Annotated in this window: 15 protein-coding genes; 5 read left to right on the top strand and 10 right to left on the bottom strand. The window is 55.5% G+C overall.

Annotated elements, in window-relative coordinates; translation table 11 throughout:
• Positions 1-470 precede the first annotated feature (470 nt).
• Together F3I20_RS05505 and F3I20_RS05500 are read right to left on the bottom strand one after the other, a co-directional pair.
• Positions 471-731, bottom strand: coding sequence for a hypothetical protein (locus F3I20_RS05505; RefSeq protein WP_150010233.1), 261 nt, complete (start codon positions 729-731; stop codon positions 471-473).
• 232 nt (positions 732-963) lie between these two features.
• A complete protein-coding gene (locus F3I20_RS05500) occupies positions 964-1620 on the bottom strand; it encodes an MgtC/SapB family protein (RefSeq protein WP_150010231.1) in 657 nt (218 codons plus the stop codon).
• A 184-nt stretch (positions 1621-1804) separates the two neighbouring features.
• Between F3I20_RS05500 and F3I20_RS05495 the strand changes: the two genes are divergently transcribed.
• The gene (locus tag F3I20_RS05495) at positions 1805-2080 is read left to right on the top strand and encodes a putative hemolysin (RefSeq protein WP_003853763.1); all 276 of its coding nucleotides are present in this window, start codon (positions 1805-1807) and stop codon (positions 2078-2080) included.
• A gap of 46 nt (positions 2081-2126) precedes the next feature.
• Here F3I20_RS05495 and F3I20_RS05490 read toward each other — a convergent pair whose 3' ends face one another.
• Positions 2127-3119: a 2-hydroxyacid dehydrogenase gene (locus tag F3I20_RS05490; protein WP_150010229.1), complete on the bottom strand. Its 993-nt coding sequence runs from the start codon at positions 3117-3119 to the stop codon at positions 2127-2129.
• Positions 3120-3264: 145 nt separating this feature from the next.
• Here F3I20_RS05490 and F3I20_RS05485 point away from each other — a divergent pair, with 145 nt between their 5' ends.
• From F3I20_RS05485 to F3I20_RS05475, 3 genes are read left to right on the top strand one after another with little or no spacing between them, the layout of a single operon-like run.
• The gene (locus tag F3I20_RS05485) at positions 3265-5892 is read left to right on the top strand and encodes a YdbH family protein (RefSeq protein WP_150037104.1); all 2628 of its coding nucleotides are present in this window, start codon (positions 3265-3267) and stop codon (positions 5890-5892) included.
• Positions 5889-6077 carry a YnbE family lipoprotein gene (locus F3I20_RS05480; protein WP_150037105.1) on the top strand — a complete coding sequence of 63 codons (189 nt, stop codon included), beginning with the start codon at positions 5889-5891 and terminating at the stop codon, positions 6075-6077. The genes F3I20_RS05485 and F3I20_RS05480 overlap by 4 nt, the downstream gene beginning before the upstream one ends.
• Before the next feature lie 11 nt (positions 6078-6088).
• Complete coding sequence (locus tag F3I20_RS05475) at positions 6089-6427, top strand: YdbL family probable chaperone protein (RefSeq protein WP_150037106.1); 339 nt, start codon at positions 6089-6091, stop codon at positions 6425-6427.
• Positions 6428-6487: 60 nt separating this feature from the next.
• Here the strand turns inward: F3I20_RS05475 and F3I20_RS05470 are convergent, their stop codons facing one another.
• Positions 6488-7087, bottom strand: a complete 600-nt coding sequence (locus tag F3I20_RS05470) for an FMN-dependent NADH-azoreductase (protein WP_150010223.1) — start codon at positions 7085-7087, stop codon at positions 6488-6490.
• Positions 7088-7344: 257 nt separating this feature from the next.
• Between F3I20_RS05470 and hrpA the strand changes: the two genes are divergently transcribed.
• Positions 7345-11247, top strand: a complete 3903-nt coding sequence (gene hrpA, locus F3I20_RS05465; RefSeq protein WP_150037107.1) for an ATP-dependent RNA helicase HrpA — start codon at positions 7345-7347, stop codon at positions 11245-11247.
• A 55-nt stretch (positions 11248-11302) separates the two neighbouring features.
• Here the strand turns inward: hrpA and F3I20_RS05460 are convergent, their stop codons facing one another.
• From F3I20_RS05460 to rstA, 6 genes are all read right to left on the bottom strand, one after another.
• Entirely contained in the window at positions 11303-12112 is an 810-nt protein-coding gene (locus F3I20_RS05460; RefSeq protein ID WP_150010219.1) for a trypsin-like serine peptidase, read from the bottom strand.
• 114 nt (positions 12113-12226) lie between these two features.
• Positions 12227-12325 carry a small membrane protein YdgU gene (gene ydgU / locus F3I20_RS24630; protein ID WP_008925242.1) on the bottom strand — a complete coding sequence of 33 codons (99 nt, stop codon included), beginning with the start codon at positions 12323-12325 and terminating at the stop codon, positions 12227-12229.
• 81 nt (positions 12326-12406) lie between these two features.
• Entirely contained in the window at positions 12407-12871 is a 465-nt protein-coding gene (asr, locus tag F3I20_RS05455) for an acid resistance repetitive basic protein Asr (protein WP_150010217.1), read from the bottom strand.
• A 159-nt stretch (positions 12872-13030) separates the two neighbouring features.
• On the bottom strand, positions 13031-14518 hold the full coding sequence (locus F3I20_RS05450; protein WP_150037108.1) for a carboxypeptidase M32: 1488 nt from the start codon (positions 14516-14518) through the stop codon (positions 13031-13033).
• A gap of 19 nt (positions 14519-14537) precedes the next feature.
• The gene (gene rstB, locus F3I20_RS05445; protein WP_150037109.1) at positions 14538-15839 is read right to left on the bottom strand and encodes a two-component system sensor histidine kinase RstB; all 1302 of its coding nucleotides are present in this window, start codon (positions 15837-15839) and stop codon (positions 14538-14540) included.
• A complete protein-coding gene (gene rstA, locus F3I20_RS05440) occupies positions 15836-16561 on the bottom strand; it encodes a two-component system response regulator RstA (RefSeq protein ID WP_150010211.1) in 726 nt (241 codons plus the stop codon). The genes rstB and rstA overlap by 4 nt, the downstream gene beginning before the upstream one ends.
• Positions 16562-16613 lie beyond the last annotated feature (52 nt).

Genomic DNA, 16613 nt, shown 5'->3' with positions numbered 1-16613 from the left:
TGTGTTGACCCGCTGGGTTTATAATAAATTCAAATGTACTGGCGTGTTCTGCACCTCAATAAAAACGATGGTTTTATAATCCGTGTAGCACGCACTAAAAAGTGATTTTTCAATAAATCAGGTGAGGTTAATGACCTCCGATAAGCAGATTGCGCAAGAGCGGGCGTTTACGTTTTATGCTTAAATGCGTTTACGCAGACTCTCTTATACAGTGAACTGTCGGTTCGCACATTTCGTCAATACAGACTTCCTGTGAAGCCGTTTAATGTCGGCCTATCAATGTGAATAAAAATGAATCAATATTTAATGTTTATGAGGCATCCCGATAAAAATCGCAAAATTAAAAAGTACGGCATCAGATTTATTACGACGCTGATACTCTTTTTACTTTGCTATGTTGCGGTTATGTATTGCGGTGTTCTGCTGCTCGTCAACCGGCATGGTTTACTCCATTTTATGCTGCACTGAATTCAGCCGCAGGCCTTAAAAATCCAGCGATAAGCATGATGTAAAAAATGCCTGAGTACTTCCAGAATATCTTCCGCACCTTCTTCAACCAGACATTGTCCGGTCTCCAGCGCGTTATTAACCGAGTTCCGATGATCCAGTATCATCATGATCCCCGCAGCACCCGCAATCAGCGTAAAAATCAGCACGATTAATGCTGGCTGGTAATTTTTGCGCGAAGCAGCAGGCAGGGTTTCTTCAGAATGGTCAGAGTTTTGGCGCATTTGTCCCCGGCTCAAATGATTGCAATGATAAACAATAACGGATTATGCCATTAATTCCCGGCACGCTCTATGTCTCAGGTCAGTCAGTAAGCTGCTTTACAGGATAGCCAGGTATGCGGTCAGCCAGATCCGGATGGGGGAGTGCAGAAGGGGCTGGCTACTAAGAACCGCCTTCTGCAACGTCCGGATGCCCGCAGGGATATATCTGGTCTGAGCGGCATTTGTGGCGGGATTACATCATCTCCAGTGACTGAACACCCTTGATCTCCATAACCTTGTCATAAAGGTACGCATCATTCGATTTGCGGGAAAGCGTCACCTGAACACTGAGTTCACACAGACCGCTCTCTTCATCACGATTAATCACCGTCACATTGCCGTAGCGTATGCCTTCCCGCTGCATGACCAGCAGCACCAGCGGCACGCTTTTAGGCTTAAGAAAAACCAGCAGCGTATGGTGTTTGCCGATTAAAAGATGGCTCAGGCGGCGGAACACTTCCAGCACGACCAGCGCCAGCACCGTGCCATAGATGCCAATCTCATACATGCCGCTGCCGATGACCAGACCAATTGCTGCCGTCACCCACAGGCCCGCCGCGGTGGTTAAACCCTTTACCACCTGCTTCTGGATCATAATGGTGCCCGCGCCAAGAAATCCCATTCCGCTGACCACCTGAGCGGCAATACGGCTGGGGTCCAGTGCCACGTGGTCGCTGCTGAGCATGTCGGCGAAGCCATATTTCGACACCAGCATAAACATGGCACTGCCGATACCGACCAGAATATGAGTACGTAATCCCGCTTCTTTAGCCCGCATCTGCCGCTCCAGGCCTATCAGGCCGCCGAGAATACCGGCCAGCGCGATGCGAATTAACATATCCATTAACATGGGTTTACTCCGAATTAATAAGGGCTGAAAAAGGGTGGCAGTTGAGTGATAACAGGTAAACAAGATAATTCTGCTTGCAAATGACGCTGCAGAATTTTGTAAAAAGCTGTTTCACCTCTCGACCCCTTGTGCTGCCTGACATATGCTGAGCCAGCCTTTTACCTCAATTCCCGGAGTCCGACTGATGAAAGCAGCCACCTTTTTGCTGGCCGGTGCCGCGCTATTACTCTCTGCCTGCAGCAGCAACAGTGATGATAACGAGCCACCGCAACAAGCCACCGCCGCCCATATCCAGCCACGGGTGGTAATGTCTTCCCTGGCAGAAAGCACCTGTTCGAATGCAGGCGGAACGCTGGCATTTTCGCATCAGCTTGATGGCTCGCGCGTGGGAATGTGTCAGTTAGTGAATGGACGCCGCTGTGATGAGCAGGCGTTGATTGGCGGGAATTGCGCGCGCTGATGAACAGGCCGGATTGCTCCGGCCCGCGCAGTTATACAGCGAAAAGTCAGGCTGAAAGTCGGTTCGGGCAGTTTTCACCCCGATCGAGCTGGCTGAGATTACTCAGCGTCGTTTCAGAAATGGCGGTCAGCGCTTCAGCGGTTAAAAACGCCTGATGGCCGGTGAACAAAACGTTATGGCACGCCGACAGACGGCGGAACACATCGTCCTGAATCACATCATTCGACTTGTCTTCAAAGAAAAGGTCGCGTTCATTCTCGTAAACGTCCATGCCAAGCGAGCCGATTTTCTGCTGTTTCAGCGCGTCAATGGCAGCCTGTGAATCAATCAGACCACCGCGACTGGTATTAATAATCATGACGCCATCGCGCATCTGTTTAAACGCGTCGGCGTTAAGCAGATGATGATTCTCCGGCGTCAGCGGGCAGTGCAGCGTGATGACGTGTGATTCAGCAAACAGCGTCTTCAAATCGACATATTCCGCGCCCAGCTCCAGTGCCTGTTCGCTTGGGTAGGGATCAAACGCCAGCAGCCGCATACCAAAACCTTTCAGAATGCGCATCGTCGCAATCCCAATTTTACCGGTGCCGATAACGCCCGCAGTTTTGTTGTGCATATTGAAGCCGGTCAGCCCATCGAGCGAAAAGTTCGCGTCACGGGTACGCTGATAAGCGCGATGAATACGGCGGTTCAGGGTCATCATCAGGCCGATCGTATGTTCAGCCACCGCTTCAGGTGAGTAAGCGGGAACCCGGACGACTTCCAGACCAAGCTCTTTCGCCGCAGCCAGGTCGACATTATTGAAACCGGCACAGCGCAGCGCGATGTATTTCACACCCAGTCCGGCCAGCTCTTCCAGTACCGGACGGCTGCCGTCATCGTTGACAAAGATGCAGACGGCATCGCAACCCACAGCGGTTTTAGCCGTGCTTTCAGAGAGTAAAAAGTCATAAAACACCAGTTCAAAGCCGAACTGCTGATTGACCTGCTCAAGGTATTTCTGATCGTAATGTTTGGTGCTGTAAACCGCGATCTTCATCGTTATGCTCCTGCAGAGTGATAAACCAAGGATAACGTTTTCTGACTGACTTTGCTGAAACAGCTGATTTGCGGCTGGCAGAGGCCTTCACCTCCGGGAGATTACATGCCATCATTCCTGTCAGGATACTGTAAGGAAAAGGATTATGGCTTTTATGCCACGGATTTTCCGGCGACGGCTGGCGGCCATTCTGGCGCTGATCCTGCTGCTGCTCGGCCTGATATTGACTGTGACGCAATGGCTGCCACGGCTGGCCGGCATCTGGCTGCCTGACGGGACGCGCATTGCGCTATCAGGCGCGCCGCGCTGGCGGAACGGTGGACTGTGGTTGCCTCAGATTCGTTATCTCGCCGGTGATTGCTCGCTGGCCACCGTAAAAGCGGTGTCACTTGGCTGGCATCAGTCACGCTGGAAACTCAATGCGGAAGCGCTGACGCTGGATAGCGCCTGCCTGCAAAAATTACCTGCCAGTAACAGTACGGCTGCCCCCAAAACGCTGGCCGAATGGCAGTCGATGCTGCCTGGCACCGATGTTCATCTGGGCAAACTGATTGTCGCGCCCTGGCAGACCTGGGCGGGCGCGCTGGACCTGACGCTGGAAAAAGATCGCCAGCAACTCAGTTATCAGGGCGATAATTTGCAGCTGACAGCCACGCTGACCGGTCAGCAGCTCGCTATCCGTCGCCTGACGCTCACCCATCCTGCACTGCCTGAACCCGTCACGCTGAGTGGTCATCTGACGTTACCCACCTATGCTACAGAGCTGCCGGTAAACGGTGAGGTGGCCGGACAGCTGGCGCTTGACGCTCTGCCGCATCCGCTGCAGTTGACGCTCAACTGGCAGCAGCAGCAGGGCGAGCTGCGGGTGGCAATGGCGGAAGAGAATCGGCCGCTTCTCCGATTACCCTGGCAGGTCAGCCGCGATCAGATTCGGATTGAAAAGGGTGAATATTACTGGCCGCTGGCGTCTCAGCCCTTATCTGGATTCGTTAACCTGACGCTGGATAACTGGCAGTCGGGCGTTGAAAGCAGCCAGATCACGGGTCGCGTCAACCTGCTGACGCAGGGACGCGGCGGCAAGGGCAACGTGGTTCTGGGCATTGGTCCTGGTAACCTTAGCCTGACCAGCAGCAACCTGCCTTTTCAGTTGACCGGTGAAAGCAAACTGGCCGATCTGCAACTTTACGGCTCGATTCCTGGTGTGATCAGCGGTTCGCTGCTCGATCCTAAACTGGTGCTGCAACCTAAATCGCTGCTGCGTCTGCGCGGCCGGCTGCTGTCAACGCTGGAAGTGGACGAGGCGCGCTGGCCGCTGGCGGGTGTGCGACTCTCCTCGCAGGGTATTGATGGTCGCCTGCAGGCCATTCTTAACGCGCACAATGCCAGCTTTGGCCGCTTCCGGCTGCATCTTGATGGTCGCGCCACAGATTTCTGGCCCGATAAGGGCGAATGGAACTGGCGCTACTGGGGCGGAGGCGAGATGCTGCCGCTGCAGGCTCGCTGGGATGTCAAAGGAACCGGCGGCTGGCACGACACGCTGATCCACCTTGATACCCTGTCTGCCGGCTTTAATCAGCTGGCTTACGGCAGCGTCAACATAGCAAAACCGCGTCTGACGCTGACTGAACCGGTAAACTGGCAGCGTAATGTGGCACACCCCTCTTTTAATGGCCATTTCAGACTGCAGGCGGGACCGACCCGCTTCAGTTATGGCGGACGTCTGGCTGACTCAGCGCTCGACTTTGAAGCTAAAGGCCGGGATCCCGGCTATTTCCTCTGGCGGGGCGAGTTAAAAGCGGGGAAGGTTGGCCCGCTGCGTGTGAATGGTCGCTGGGACGGTGATCGGTTACGTGGGCAGGCCTGGTGGCCCGCTCAGTCGCTGACGGTTTTTCAGCCGCTGCTCAGCCCCGATATGAAAATGCAGATTCAGGGCGGCAGTCTGCAGGCACAGGTCGCTTTTTCCGCCGCCAGCGATCAGGGCTTCCAGGCCGGAGGCCACTGGACGGTCAGACAGGGCAGCATCTGGACGCCTGACAGTCAGGTGAACGGTATCGACTTTTCACTGCCGTTCCGATTTCATGAGCAGCAGTGGCAGTTTGGGCAGCATGGCCCGGTTTCACTGCGCATTGCCGAGGTGAAGAACCAGTTTGCGATGCAGAATATTCGCGCCAGCCTGCAGGGTAACTGGCCATGGTCTGAACAGGCACCGCTGACGCTGCAGGATGTCAGCCTCGACCTGCTGGGCGGACAAATCACGCTGCCATCCCTGCGAATGCCTCAGCATGATCCCGCCCGGGTGTCGCTGCGTCAAATCAGCCTCAGCGAACTTGTCACGGCGCTGAAGCCTAAACAGTTCGCCATGTCGGGCAAGGTCAACGGAGAGCTTCCGCTGTGGCTCAATAACCCACACTGGCTGGTGGAGAAAGGGTGGATTGCCAACAGTGGTCCACTGACCTTCCGGCTGGATAAAGATATGGCAGATGCCATTACCCGCAACAACGTAGCGACCGGCGCGGCGCTGGACTGGTTACGCTATATGGAAGTCTCCCGCAGCTGGGCCACGATCAATCTGGATAACCTCGGCGACCTTACTATGGAAGCTCAGGTGCAGGGCGTCAGCCAGTTCAGTAACCGTCGGCAGACGGTCAATCTTAACTATCATCATCAGGAAAACCTGTTTCAGCTCTGGCGCAGCCTGCGCTTTGGCGATAATTTGCAATCCTGGTTAGAGCAACATGCAACTTTGCCATCGAACAAGGACACTTCACCATGAGCATGAGGCCACTACTGGTTCTGGCAGCCGGACTGCTGAGCATTGGCTGCGTGCCGCGCATTGAAGTCACGGCACCCAAAGATCCCATCACTATCAATATGAACGTAAGAATCGAGCATGAGATCCACATCAAAGTTGATAAAGATGTGGAAGCGTTACTGAAAAACCAGAGCGGTCTGTTCTGAGGAGAGCAACGATGAAACGCATAAGCGCGGCGCTGTTACTCGCCCTGGCGATGGCACAGCCTGCCTGGGCTCTGACGCTCGATGAGGCGCGGCAATCGGGCCGGGCAGGTGAAACGCTTTCCGGCTATCTGGCGGCACGTTCGCAGGACAGTGAAACGTTGGCGCTGGTGCAGCGTATCAACGCCGGACGTAAGCAGGAGTATCAGCGGCTGGCTGAGCAGAATAATCTTTCCACGGCTGATATCGCCAGTATTGCCGGACAGAAGCTGGTGGGCCGTGCGGCAGCGGGGGAATATGTGCGCGGCATTAACGGTCAGTGGCTGAGAAAAGAAGCAGACAGCGGCCAGTAACCGGCGAAAAAAACCGGACGCATGGCCCGGTTTTCAGCGTCATCATGAGATGACTAAGACTTATGCAGTCACGATTTGCTTAAGTGCGTCTTTCGCTTCAGCGGTCGCTTTGCTGGCCACTTCCGGACCGTAAGCGATGCCTTCAGCAAACACGAACTCAACGTCAGTGATGCCGATGAAGCCCAGGAACAGCTTAACGTATGGAGTCAGCAGATCGGTTGGGGTATCTTTGTGAATGCCGCCACGGCTGGAGATCACCACGGCCTTTTTACCTTTAACCAGACCTTCCGGGCCTGCTTCGGTGTAGCGGAACGTCACGCCAGCACGGGCAATCAGGTCGAAATAGTTTTTCAGCTGTGTAGGAATGTTGAAGTTGTACATTGGCGCGGCAATCACCACTTCATCATGAGCCTGCAGTTCTGCAATCAGTTTATCGGACAGGTCCAGTGCTTCCTGCTGACGTGGTGACAGTGGCGCTTCGGATGGGCGCATTGCACCCACTAACTCACCATCCAGAACCGGAATCGGGTTAGCGGCCAGATCACGTACAGTGACTTCTTTACCCTGTGCCTTTGCCTGTTCAACATAGAAGTCAGCGAGCTGGCTTGACTGTGAGTAGTCTGCGAGGATGCTTGATTTCAGAACTAAAACTTTGGTCATGGTGGTTTCCTGTCTGTTACGCGGAAGACTTTCCGCTCAATGGTTTACACTCTACGGTTATCGATGGCGCGGTGAAAGCGCAATATTTCGAGACCCATGTTCGAATTTATTGAATAAGCGTAACCGGGACCAGCCGCCGGAACGGTTCAGAATGTGCTATGATGCGCACAATTATTTTTATTGAATCAGCTGGTTATCCCGGCTTTCAGGGCGCTGTTTATCGCAGCGACACCGTCTGAGTAAGGTACGTCACTATTATGTCATCTCCCGATACTTCCCCACTGTCAGCGCTCTGGCCACGGCTTGACTCTGTAATGCTGCGCGATCGCCAGCGTCTGCAGCGCCGCCTGCAGGGAGCCAGAAAAGCTAAAAATCCCGAGGCACAGCAGGGCATTGCCAGCGAGCTGGAGCAGGAATTTATTGCTGCTGAACAGCGCGTGGCCCAGCGCCGCGCGGCTACGCCAGCCATTACCTTTCCGGATAATCTGCCGGTCAGTCAGAAGCAGCAGGATATAGCCGCGGCGATTCGCAACCATCAGGTAGTGATTGTTGCAGGTGAAACCGGCTCAGGTAAAACCACGCAGCTGCCGAAAATCTGTCTGGCACTGGGACGTGGTATCACGGGTTTGATTGGTCATACGCAACCGCGCCGTCTGGCTGCGCGCACCGTGGCGAACCGTATTGCTGATGAGCTCAGCACCTCACTGGGTGGCTGCGTCGGCTATAAAGTGCGGTTTAACGACCAGGTCAGCGATCTGACGCAGATTAAACTGATGACCGACGGGATCCTGCTGGCGGAGATCCAACAGGATCGCCTGTTGATGCAGTATGACACCATCATCATTGATGAGGCTCACGAGCGCAGCCTGAATATCGATTTCCTGCTCGGTTATCTGCGTGAGCTGCTGCCGCGCCGCCCCGATCTGAAAGTGATTATTACCTCGGCGACCATCGATCCCCAACGCTTCTCGCGGCACTTCAACAACGCGCCGGTGATTGAAGTCTCTGGCCGGACTTATCCGGTCGAAGTGCGCTACCGGCCGGTGGTTGAAGAAGCGGATGATGGCGATCGCGATCAGCTGCAGGCGATTTTTGATGCGGTGGATGAACTGGGACGCGAGAGTCGCGGCGATATCCTGATCTTCATGAGCGGTGAGCGCGAAATCCGCGATACCGCTGATGCGCTGAACAAACGTGACCTGCCGCATACCGAAGTGCTGCCACTTTATGCGCGACTATCGAATGCCGAACAGAACCGGGTGTTTCAGTCACACAGTGGCCGTCGCATCGTGCTGGCGACCAACGTCGCGGAAACCTCCCTGACGGTGCCGGGCATCAAATATGTCATCGATCCTGGCACGGCGCGTATCAGCCGCTACAGTTTCCGCACCAAGGTGCAGCGCCTGCCGATTGAGCCGATATCGCAGGCCTCCGCCAACCAGCGTAAAGGGCGTTGCGGCCGTGTTTCAGACGGCATCTGTATTCGCCTCTACTCAGAAGATGACTTCCTGAGCCGTCCGGCTTTTACCGATCCGGAAATCCTGCGCACCAACCTGGCGTCGGTGATCCTGCAGATGACCTCGCTGGGACTTGGCGATATCGCCGCCTTCCCGTTTGTGGAAGCGCCCGATAAGCGCAATATTCAGGATGGCATCCGCCTGCTGGAAGAGCTGGGCGCGCTGACCCTGAATGAGGAGAGCGGACACTATAAACTCACCGGGTCCGGGCGTCAGCTGGCACAGCTGCCGGTCGATCCGCGTCTGGCGCGGATGGTGCTGGAAGCACAGAAATTTGGCTGCGTACGTGAAGTGATGATCATCACCGCCGGTCTGTCGATTCAGGACCCGCGCGAGCGCCCGGCAGAGAAAAAGCAGGCGTCCGATGAGAAGCACCGGCGCTTTGCCGACAAAGATTCCGACTTCCTCGCCTATGTGAACCTCTGGAACTACCTGGCGGAGCAGCAGAAAGCGCTGTCGGGCAACCTTTTCCGCCGCCAGTGCAAAAGCGATTTCCTTAACTATCTGCGCGTGCGGGAATGGCAGGATATTTATACCCAGCTGCGGCAGGTGGTGCGTGAACTGGGGATTCCGGTTAATAGCGAGCCGGCTGAGCTGCAGCCCGTCCACTGCGCGCTGCTCAGCGGTCTGCTGTCACATATCGGCCAGAAGGACACCGACAAGCAGGAGTACACCGGCGCACGCAATACCCGCTTCTCGATTTTCCCCGGCTCCGGGCTGTTTAAGAAGCCGCCGAAGTGGACCATGGTGGCAGAACTGGTCGAGACCAGCCGCCTGTGGGGTCGCACGGCGGGGCGTATTGAACCAGAGTGGATTGAGCCGCTGGCGCAGCATCTGATTAAACGCAGCTACAGCGAACCGCACTGGGAGAAATCGCAGGGCGCGGTAATGGCTGCTGAGAAGGTTACGCTTTATGGCCTGCCGATTGTGGCCGCCCGCAAGGTGAACTATGGCAGCATTGATCCCACTCTGAGCCGTGAGCTGTTTATCCGTCACGCGCTGGTGGAGGGCGACTGGCAAACCCGGCATGCCTTCTTCCGGGCTAACCAGAAGCTGCGCAGTGAAGTCGAAGATCTGGAACACAAATCCCGCCGTCGCGATATCCTGGTGGATGACGAAACGCTGTTTGCTTTTTATGACCAGCGCATTGGTAAAGAGGTTGTGTCAGCGAAGCATTTCGACAGCTGGTGGAAAAAGGCCAGCCGTGAAAACGCGGAGCTGCTGAACTTCGACAAACAGATGCTGATCAAAGAGGGCGCGGATAAGGTCAGCCAGCTTGATTACCCTAACTTCTGGCATCAGGGCAACCTTAAACTGAAGCTGAGTTACCAGTTCGAGCCGGGTGCCGATGCGGATGGCGTGACGGTACATATTCCGCTGCCGCTGTTGAATCAGATTGAAGATAGCGGTTTTGAATGGCAAATCCCGGGCGTACGCCGTGAGCTGATCATCGCGCTGATTAAGTCACTGCCCAAGCCGCTGCGCCGTAACCTGGTGCCGGCACCCAACTACGCCGAGGCCTTCCTGGGACGCGTCAACGCAATGGAGATGCCGCTTCTCGATGCGCTGTCCCGTGAGTTTCGACGCATGACCGGCGTCACGCTGGAGCGGGAAAACTGGCAGTGGGAACAGGTGCCCGATCATCTGAAAATGACCTTCCGGGTGGTGGATGAGCACAACCGTAAACTGCTGGAAGGCAAAGATCTTACCGCGCTCAAGGCACAGCTGAAAGGCAAAGTGCAGGAGACGCTGTCGAAAGTGGCAGATGACGGGCTGGAGCAGAGCGGTCTGCATATCTGGAGCTTTGGTGAACTGCCGCGCAGCTACGAACAGAAGCGCGGTAGCTATCAGGTCAAAGCCTGGCCTGCGCTGGTCGATGAGAAAGAGAGCGTCGCCATTCGCCTGTTTGACAGCGAGCAGGAGCAGCAGAAAATGATGTGGCGCGGTCAGCGTCGTCTGCTGCTGCTGAATGTGCCGTCACCAGTGAAATATCTGCACGAGAAGCTGCCGAACAAAGCCAAGCTCGGACTTTACTTCAACCCTTATGGCAAAGTGCTGGAGCTGATTGATGACTGCATCGCCTGCGGCATCGACAAACTGATGGGTGAAGCGGGCGGTCCGGCCTGGGATCAGACCTCGTTCGAGCAGTTGCGTGACAAAGTTCGCGGCGAACTCAACGAGACCGTCGTGACCATTGCGAAGCAGGTTGAGCAGATCCTGACGGCGGTTTTCAACATCAATAAGCGTCTGAAGGGCCGGGTCGATATGACGATGGCGCTGGCATTGTCCGACATCAAGGCGCAGCTAAGTGGTCTGGTCTATCGCGGCTTTGTCACCGGCAACGGCTGGCAGCGACTGGCAGATACGCTGCGTTACCTGCACGGCATTGAGCATCGGCTGGAAAAACTGCCTGCCGATCCACACAGCGACCGTGCGCGGATGTTAAAAGTGCAGGCAGTGGAACAGGCGTATCAGGCGTGGCGCAACAAATTGCCGCCGCAGCGTCAGGATGATGAAGAGGTGCAGAGCATCCGCTGGATGATTGAGGAGCTGCGTATCAGCTACTTTGCTCAGCAACTGGGCACGCCGTATCCCATCTCAGAGAAGCGAATTCTGCAGACAATGGAGCAGATAGCAGGATAAAAGCCAGGATGCGCGCCGTAACAGGCGAGCATCCGAGGATAAAGGATTGAGAAGGTTACTGCGCGAGAGATTCCAGCTTATCTTTAAACGAGGTGACCGAAATCGCGCGGTTGTCAGCCAGATAGCGATCTTTCGCTGCCGGTGCAGAGCTTTGTACCGCGATTAATTGCCAGCCTTTATCGCTTTTGAGCAGCAGCGGTGAACCACTGTCGCCCGGCAGGGTGTCACACTGATGCGACAGCACGGCGCGCTGCGCCCAGCCGGTAATCAGGCAATCACTGTGAGAATAGAGCGTATCCAGATGATCGGCCGGATAGCCTGCCTGCGTCACTTTGCGTCCGGTCAGCTTCAGCGCCGCAGTAAGATTGCTGCGTGAGCCATCGAACAAGGGAATCGGCGTAATCGCGGAGGGCGGATTGCGTAAAATCACGATGCCATAATCATATGGCGCAGCACTGCTCGGCACGATCCAGCCTTCACCATCTGCTTTTAATTTTGACGCCAGCGAGGGTTCAACCCGCGCATCAATATCATGAAGCTCGTAGCGCCAGCCTTTATCACTGGCCATAAATCGCAGCGCAACCGGCTTATCGAAATTACCCGGTGGGGAGAGCAGGCAGTGTCCGGCCGTCAGCGCCAGATGCGGAGAGATGAGCGTGGCAGTACAGAGGTTGCCGCTTTCGGTTTCCAGCTGACCAATGGCATCCCAGGGGGCCATGGCAATATCGGTGATTGCCTGGCGATGATCCTTGCCGAAGAACAGCATCTTAATTTCAGCAGGAGTAGGCGAGTCATCGTCATCATCGGCGTGAACCGTGGTGGCAAAGCTGAAGAGTCCAACCATTAACAGGGTAGCCAGGCGCATAGAAATCTCAATGGCGAGAAAAATTAACGTTATTGTTATTACGTAAGTACGGTAACTATAGTCGGTGAGCGTTGAAAAAGGGAGTTTTATTGGTTAATCAGTACGCTACAGCGGCTAAATAAAAAAGCTGGCTGCAACAATGCCACACAGGATCATAACAAGCAGAATAATTTCGAAGCGATAGCGACGCACTATTTCATCCACTCTCGTCATTTCATCCACTCCAGTAAAGAAACACCCGGCATAACCGGGTGTTTTTAATTATCATCTCGTGGCCGTGCGCTGAAGGCGACCTTAGTTTTTAGCTGCTGGTTTCACAACTTTTTTGTGGTGAACTTTTTTAGCGGCCTGCGCTTTCTGAGCAGGTTTTACCACTTTTTTGTGGTGCACTTTTTTAGCAGCCTGGGCTTTCTGAGCGGCTGGTTTAGCTGCTTTTTTATGGTGAACTTTTTTAGCGGCCTGCGCTTTCTGTGCAGCAGGTTTTACCGCTTTCTTGTGGTGAACTTTTTTAGCAGCCTGCGCTTTCTGCGCGGCATCTTTTTTCACTGCTTTTTTGTGGTGTTTCTTAGCAGCCTGGGCTTTCTGAGCTGCTTTATGGTGTTTCTTGTGCGCAGTTTTGTGAACGGTTTTAGCCGGTGCTGCAGCGGTAGTTGTTGTGGCGGCTGGCGCAGCAGCTGGAGCAGCTGTGGTGTCAGCAGCGAAAGCAACAGAAGACATACCCATAGCAGCGGCGACAACCAGTGCAAATAATTTTTTCATTGCAAATCCCTCGGAGACTATTTTTTCATGTGTAGCCCACTGCGGGGCCGGTGAAGAGACTATAGGGAAATCAATGAACGGTGTCCGTGGGTGTTTGGTATCGGCGTGTAACCGATTGTACAAAGGCGGGAAAGGGCGGTCAGCAGACCGCCCGGAAGCTTAGCTATTCAGGTAGCGTTGTTCAAGATGCTGGCGGAAGAAAGCCGGATTCAGCGCTTCGCCGGTGGCATTGATCAGCAACTGGTCGGTGGAGAAGCGGCTGCCGTGCTGCCAGATGTTCTGTTGCAGCCAGTCAAATACCGGCTGCAGTTCACCGTGCAGAATCAGCTCGCTGAGCTGAGGAATGGCATTCTGTACCGACCGGAACAGCTGTGCGGCATACATCGCGCCCAGTGTATAGGTCGGGAAGTAACCAAATGCGCCGTCGGTCCAGTGGATATCCTGCATACAGCCATCGCGGTAATTACCCCGGGTATCCAGACCCAGTGACTGCATCATCTTCTCATCCCACAGCGCCGGGATGTCCTCAACCTCAATCTCGCCTTCAATCAGCGCCTGCTCGATTTCATAGCGCAGAATGACATGCGCCGGGTAGCTCAGCTCATCGGCGTCAACCCGGATCAGGCCTGGTTTCACCTGCTGGGTCAGGCGCACGAAATTATCCGCCTGCAGGGCGGGCTGATCGCCAAAGGTGGCAATCACCTGCGGCAGAATGCGCTGGAGGAATTCACGGCTGCGACCCAGCTGCATCTCCATAAACAAACTTTGTGATTCGTGAATAGCCGTGGAACGCGCCAGCGCCACCGGCTGACCGCGCCACTGCCGCGGCAGATTCTGCTCATAGCGGGCATGACCGGTTTCGTGAATCACGCCCATCATGGCGCTGAGGAACTCATTCTCGTTGTAACGGGTGGTGATGCGCACATCTTCCGGGACGCCGCCACAGAAGGGATGCGCACTGATGTCGAGGCGGCCATGGTTAAAGTCGAAACCCAGCGTCTCCATAATGCTCAGACCGAGCTGGCGCTGCGCTGGAACGGCGAACGGCCCCTGCGGCGTGACAATTGGCTGCTGTGCCTGTTTTTCCACGACCTGCTGCAGCAGATCGGGCAGCCAGGTTTTCAGCTCGCCAAAGGTTTCATCCAGTCGGGCGCGGGTCATACCCGGCTCATAGAGATCCAGCAGCGCATCGTAACGCGAACAGCCACTGGCGTCGGCGCGGCGCTGTGCCTCTTCGCGGCTCAGTTTTACGACCTCTTTAAGGTTGGCAGCAAATCCCTGCCAGTCATTGGCGGGACGCTGTGTGCGCCACGCATGTTCACATACGGAACCGGCGATCGATTTGGCCTCCACAAAATCATCAGGGAGCAGTGTGGCTTGCTGATATGCGCGCTGCATCTCATTGAGATTGGCACGCTCGACATCGTTCAGCGACTGCTGCTCGGCGGCTTTAAGCCATTCGCCGACCTGTGGGGTGGTCAGGATCTGGTGCTGCAATACACTCATTTCGGCCAGCGCTTCACCACGCGCCTGACTGCCGCCAGGTGGCATGGTGGTTTGCATGTCACAGCCTGCGATGGCCGTGACGTGACTGAAACGGGAAAGGCGCTGGAACGTTTTGGTCAGTTGTTGATACGCTGAGGTCACGTAAGACTCCTTGTGGATTTTAACGCAGCGGAATTTCACGCAAGGTTAGATCAACCGGCCAGCAAAAGCGAACGCTGGCACCCCCCAGCGGGCTGGACTCAATAGTGACCTTGCCGCTGAGTGCCTGGGCAATGGAGTGAACAATGGCCAGGCCGAGTCCGCAGCCGCCTGTGGCGCGATCGCGGCTGGGATCAAGCCGGACAAAAGGTTCGAAAACCCGTTCACGTTCGTCGAGCGGAATGCCCGGACCGTCATCTTCCACCTGCAGACACCCGACCGGACCGTCGAACCATAAACTGACGCGCAGTCGCTGCTGCGCATAACGCAGCGCATTGTTCACCAGGTTATCCAGCACCCGCTCCATCAGTCGGGTATCAGAAACGCCGATGTTTTCACGCTGCGGCAGGTCAAGGTCGAGCCGTATGTTAGGGTTAATGGTGCGGAAATCGTCCAGCCGCTCGCTCAGCCAGCTGGCCAGATCCAGCGATTTCAGATTCAGATCGACGCGCGGCCGGTCAAGACGCGCGTAGGTCAGCAGCTCCTCAATCAGGCTTTCAAGCTGGCCGATGTCGCGGTTCAGCGCAACCCGTTCGCCATCCGTAAGGTTATCGCTCATCTCCAGCCGGTAGCGCAGGCGCACCAGCGGCGTTCGCAGTTCATGGGCAATTCCGTCAATCAGCTGCTTCTTACTGGCGACCAGCGTGTTGATGTTCTCGGCCATCTGGTTAAAGGCGATGCCCAGCCGGAACAGACTGGAGGTGCTGTCGAAATGGGTACGGACATCCAGTTCGCCACGGCCAAAGCGCTGTGCCGCTTTTTCCAGGCGCTGCATCTCCTGCCAGTGCGGGCGGAGCCAGATAAACACCGGCAGCGCCAGCGACATGCCAATAAACACCAGCAGAGCAATATCCAGTAGTCGCATCTGGTGCAGATAAAAGAGATAGGGAATCGGCCCTACCGATAAGACATAGTGGCTGCGCGGAATATGCTGCAGAAAGGTGTATTGATCGTCGAGCGCCACGATCTCGCCTGCCCGTAACCGCCGCATGTTGGCCTCATCGAGCTGATATTTGTTCATCGGCTCGATGTGCAGATCGAACGACAGGCCGAGATCAAGGCTCTTGATGGTTTTGTTCCAGTCACGCGGCGGGATCTCACGCAGTTCGCTGCGGATCAGGTAGAGCGAGCTGGCCATCAGATCATTCATCGACTGTCGGCCCGCACGCTCCGCGGTGAACTTGTAGACCAGACCCACCAGCAGCGCCATGACCAGAAAGCAGACAAACAGCAGCAGATAGAACTGAATAAATAGCTTTCTCATAATTCGCGGGTATCCCAGGCCTGGGGTGCGAACAGATAGCCTTTATTGCGGATGGTTTTAATGCGAAACGGCTCGGTTGCGCTGTCGTGGAGCTTTTTACGCAGGCGGGAGATGGCCACGTCGATGCTGCGGTCCAGGCCGTCATAACTGACGCCGCGCAATGTTTTCAGCAATGCATCACGGTTAAGTGTCTGACCCGCATGGCTGGCAAGAACCCACAGCAGATCGAAATCCGCAGTGGAGAGCGCGATCTGCTCGTCAAACAGCGTCACCTGGCGGTTCAGGGCATCAATGGTCAGCGAGCCAAAACGCAGCATACGGTTTGCGGCAGACGCAGCAGGCGCATCTGCTGGCTGCCCATGCTGAGACTGGCGCAGATGCAGGCGCAGGCGGGCCAGCAGCACAGCGGGTGGTGTGGTTTTCAGAATGTAATCCTGAGCACCCATCTCCAGGGCCAGAATATGGTTCATGTCGCTGTCCAGTGAGGTCAGCAACACGATCGGTCCCTGCCAGTTGGCCCGCAGGTCGCGGCAAATGGTCATGCCATCTTTGCCCGGTAACATGATATCCAGCATCACCAGGTCGGGCTGCTGTTCGGCGATGACCGCTTCAGCACGGTCGCCGCGTGTTTCAACAATGACTTCAATATCGTGACGGCCAAGATAGGCCGCAATCAGCGAACCCACTTCGGGCTCATCTTCTACATAAACAATTTTGTTCATAGTTCACAAGGCAGAGTCAAAGATGGATGAAAGCATATCTTTTCCTGGTCCT

It is taken from the genome of Candidatus Pantoea gossypiicola (genome assembly GCF_008632075.1).
In the GTDB taxonomy this organism is placed as follows: Bacteria; Pseudomonadota; Gammaproteobacteria; order Enterobacterales; family Enterobacteriaceae; genus Pantoea; species Pantoea gossypiicola.
Note: the sequence above shows the minus strand (reverse complement) of the source record. Positions and strands in the feature narration are given on the sequence as shown.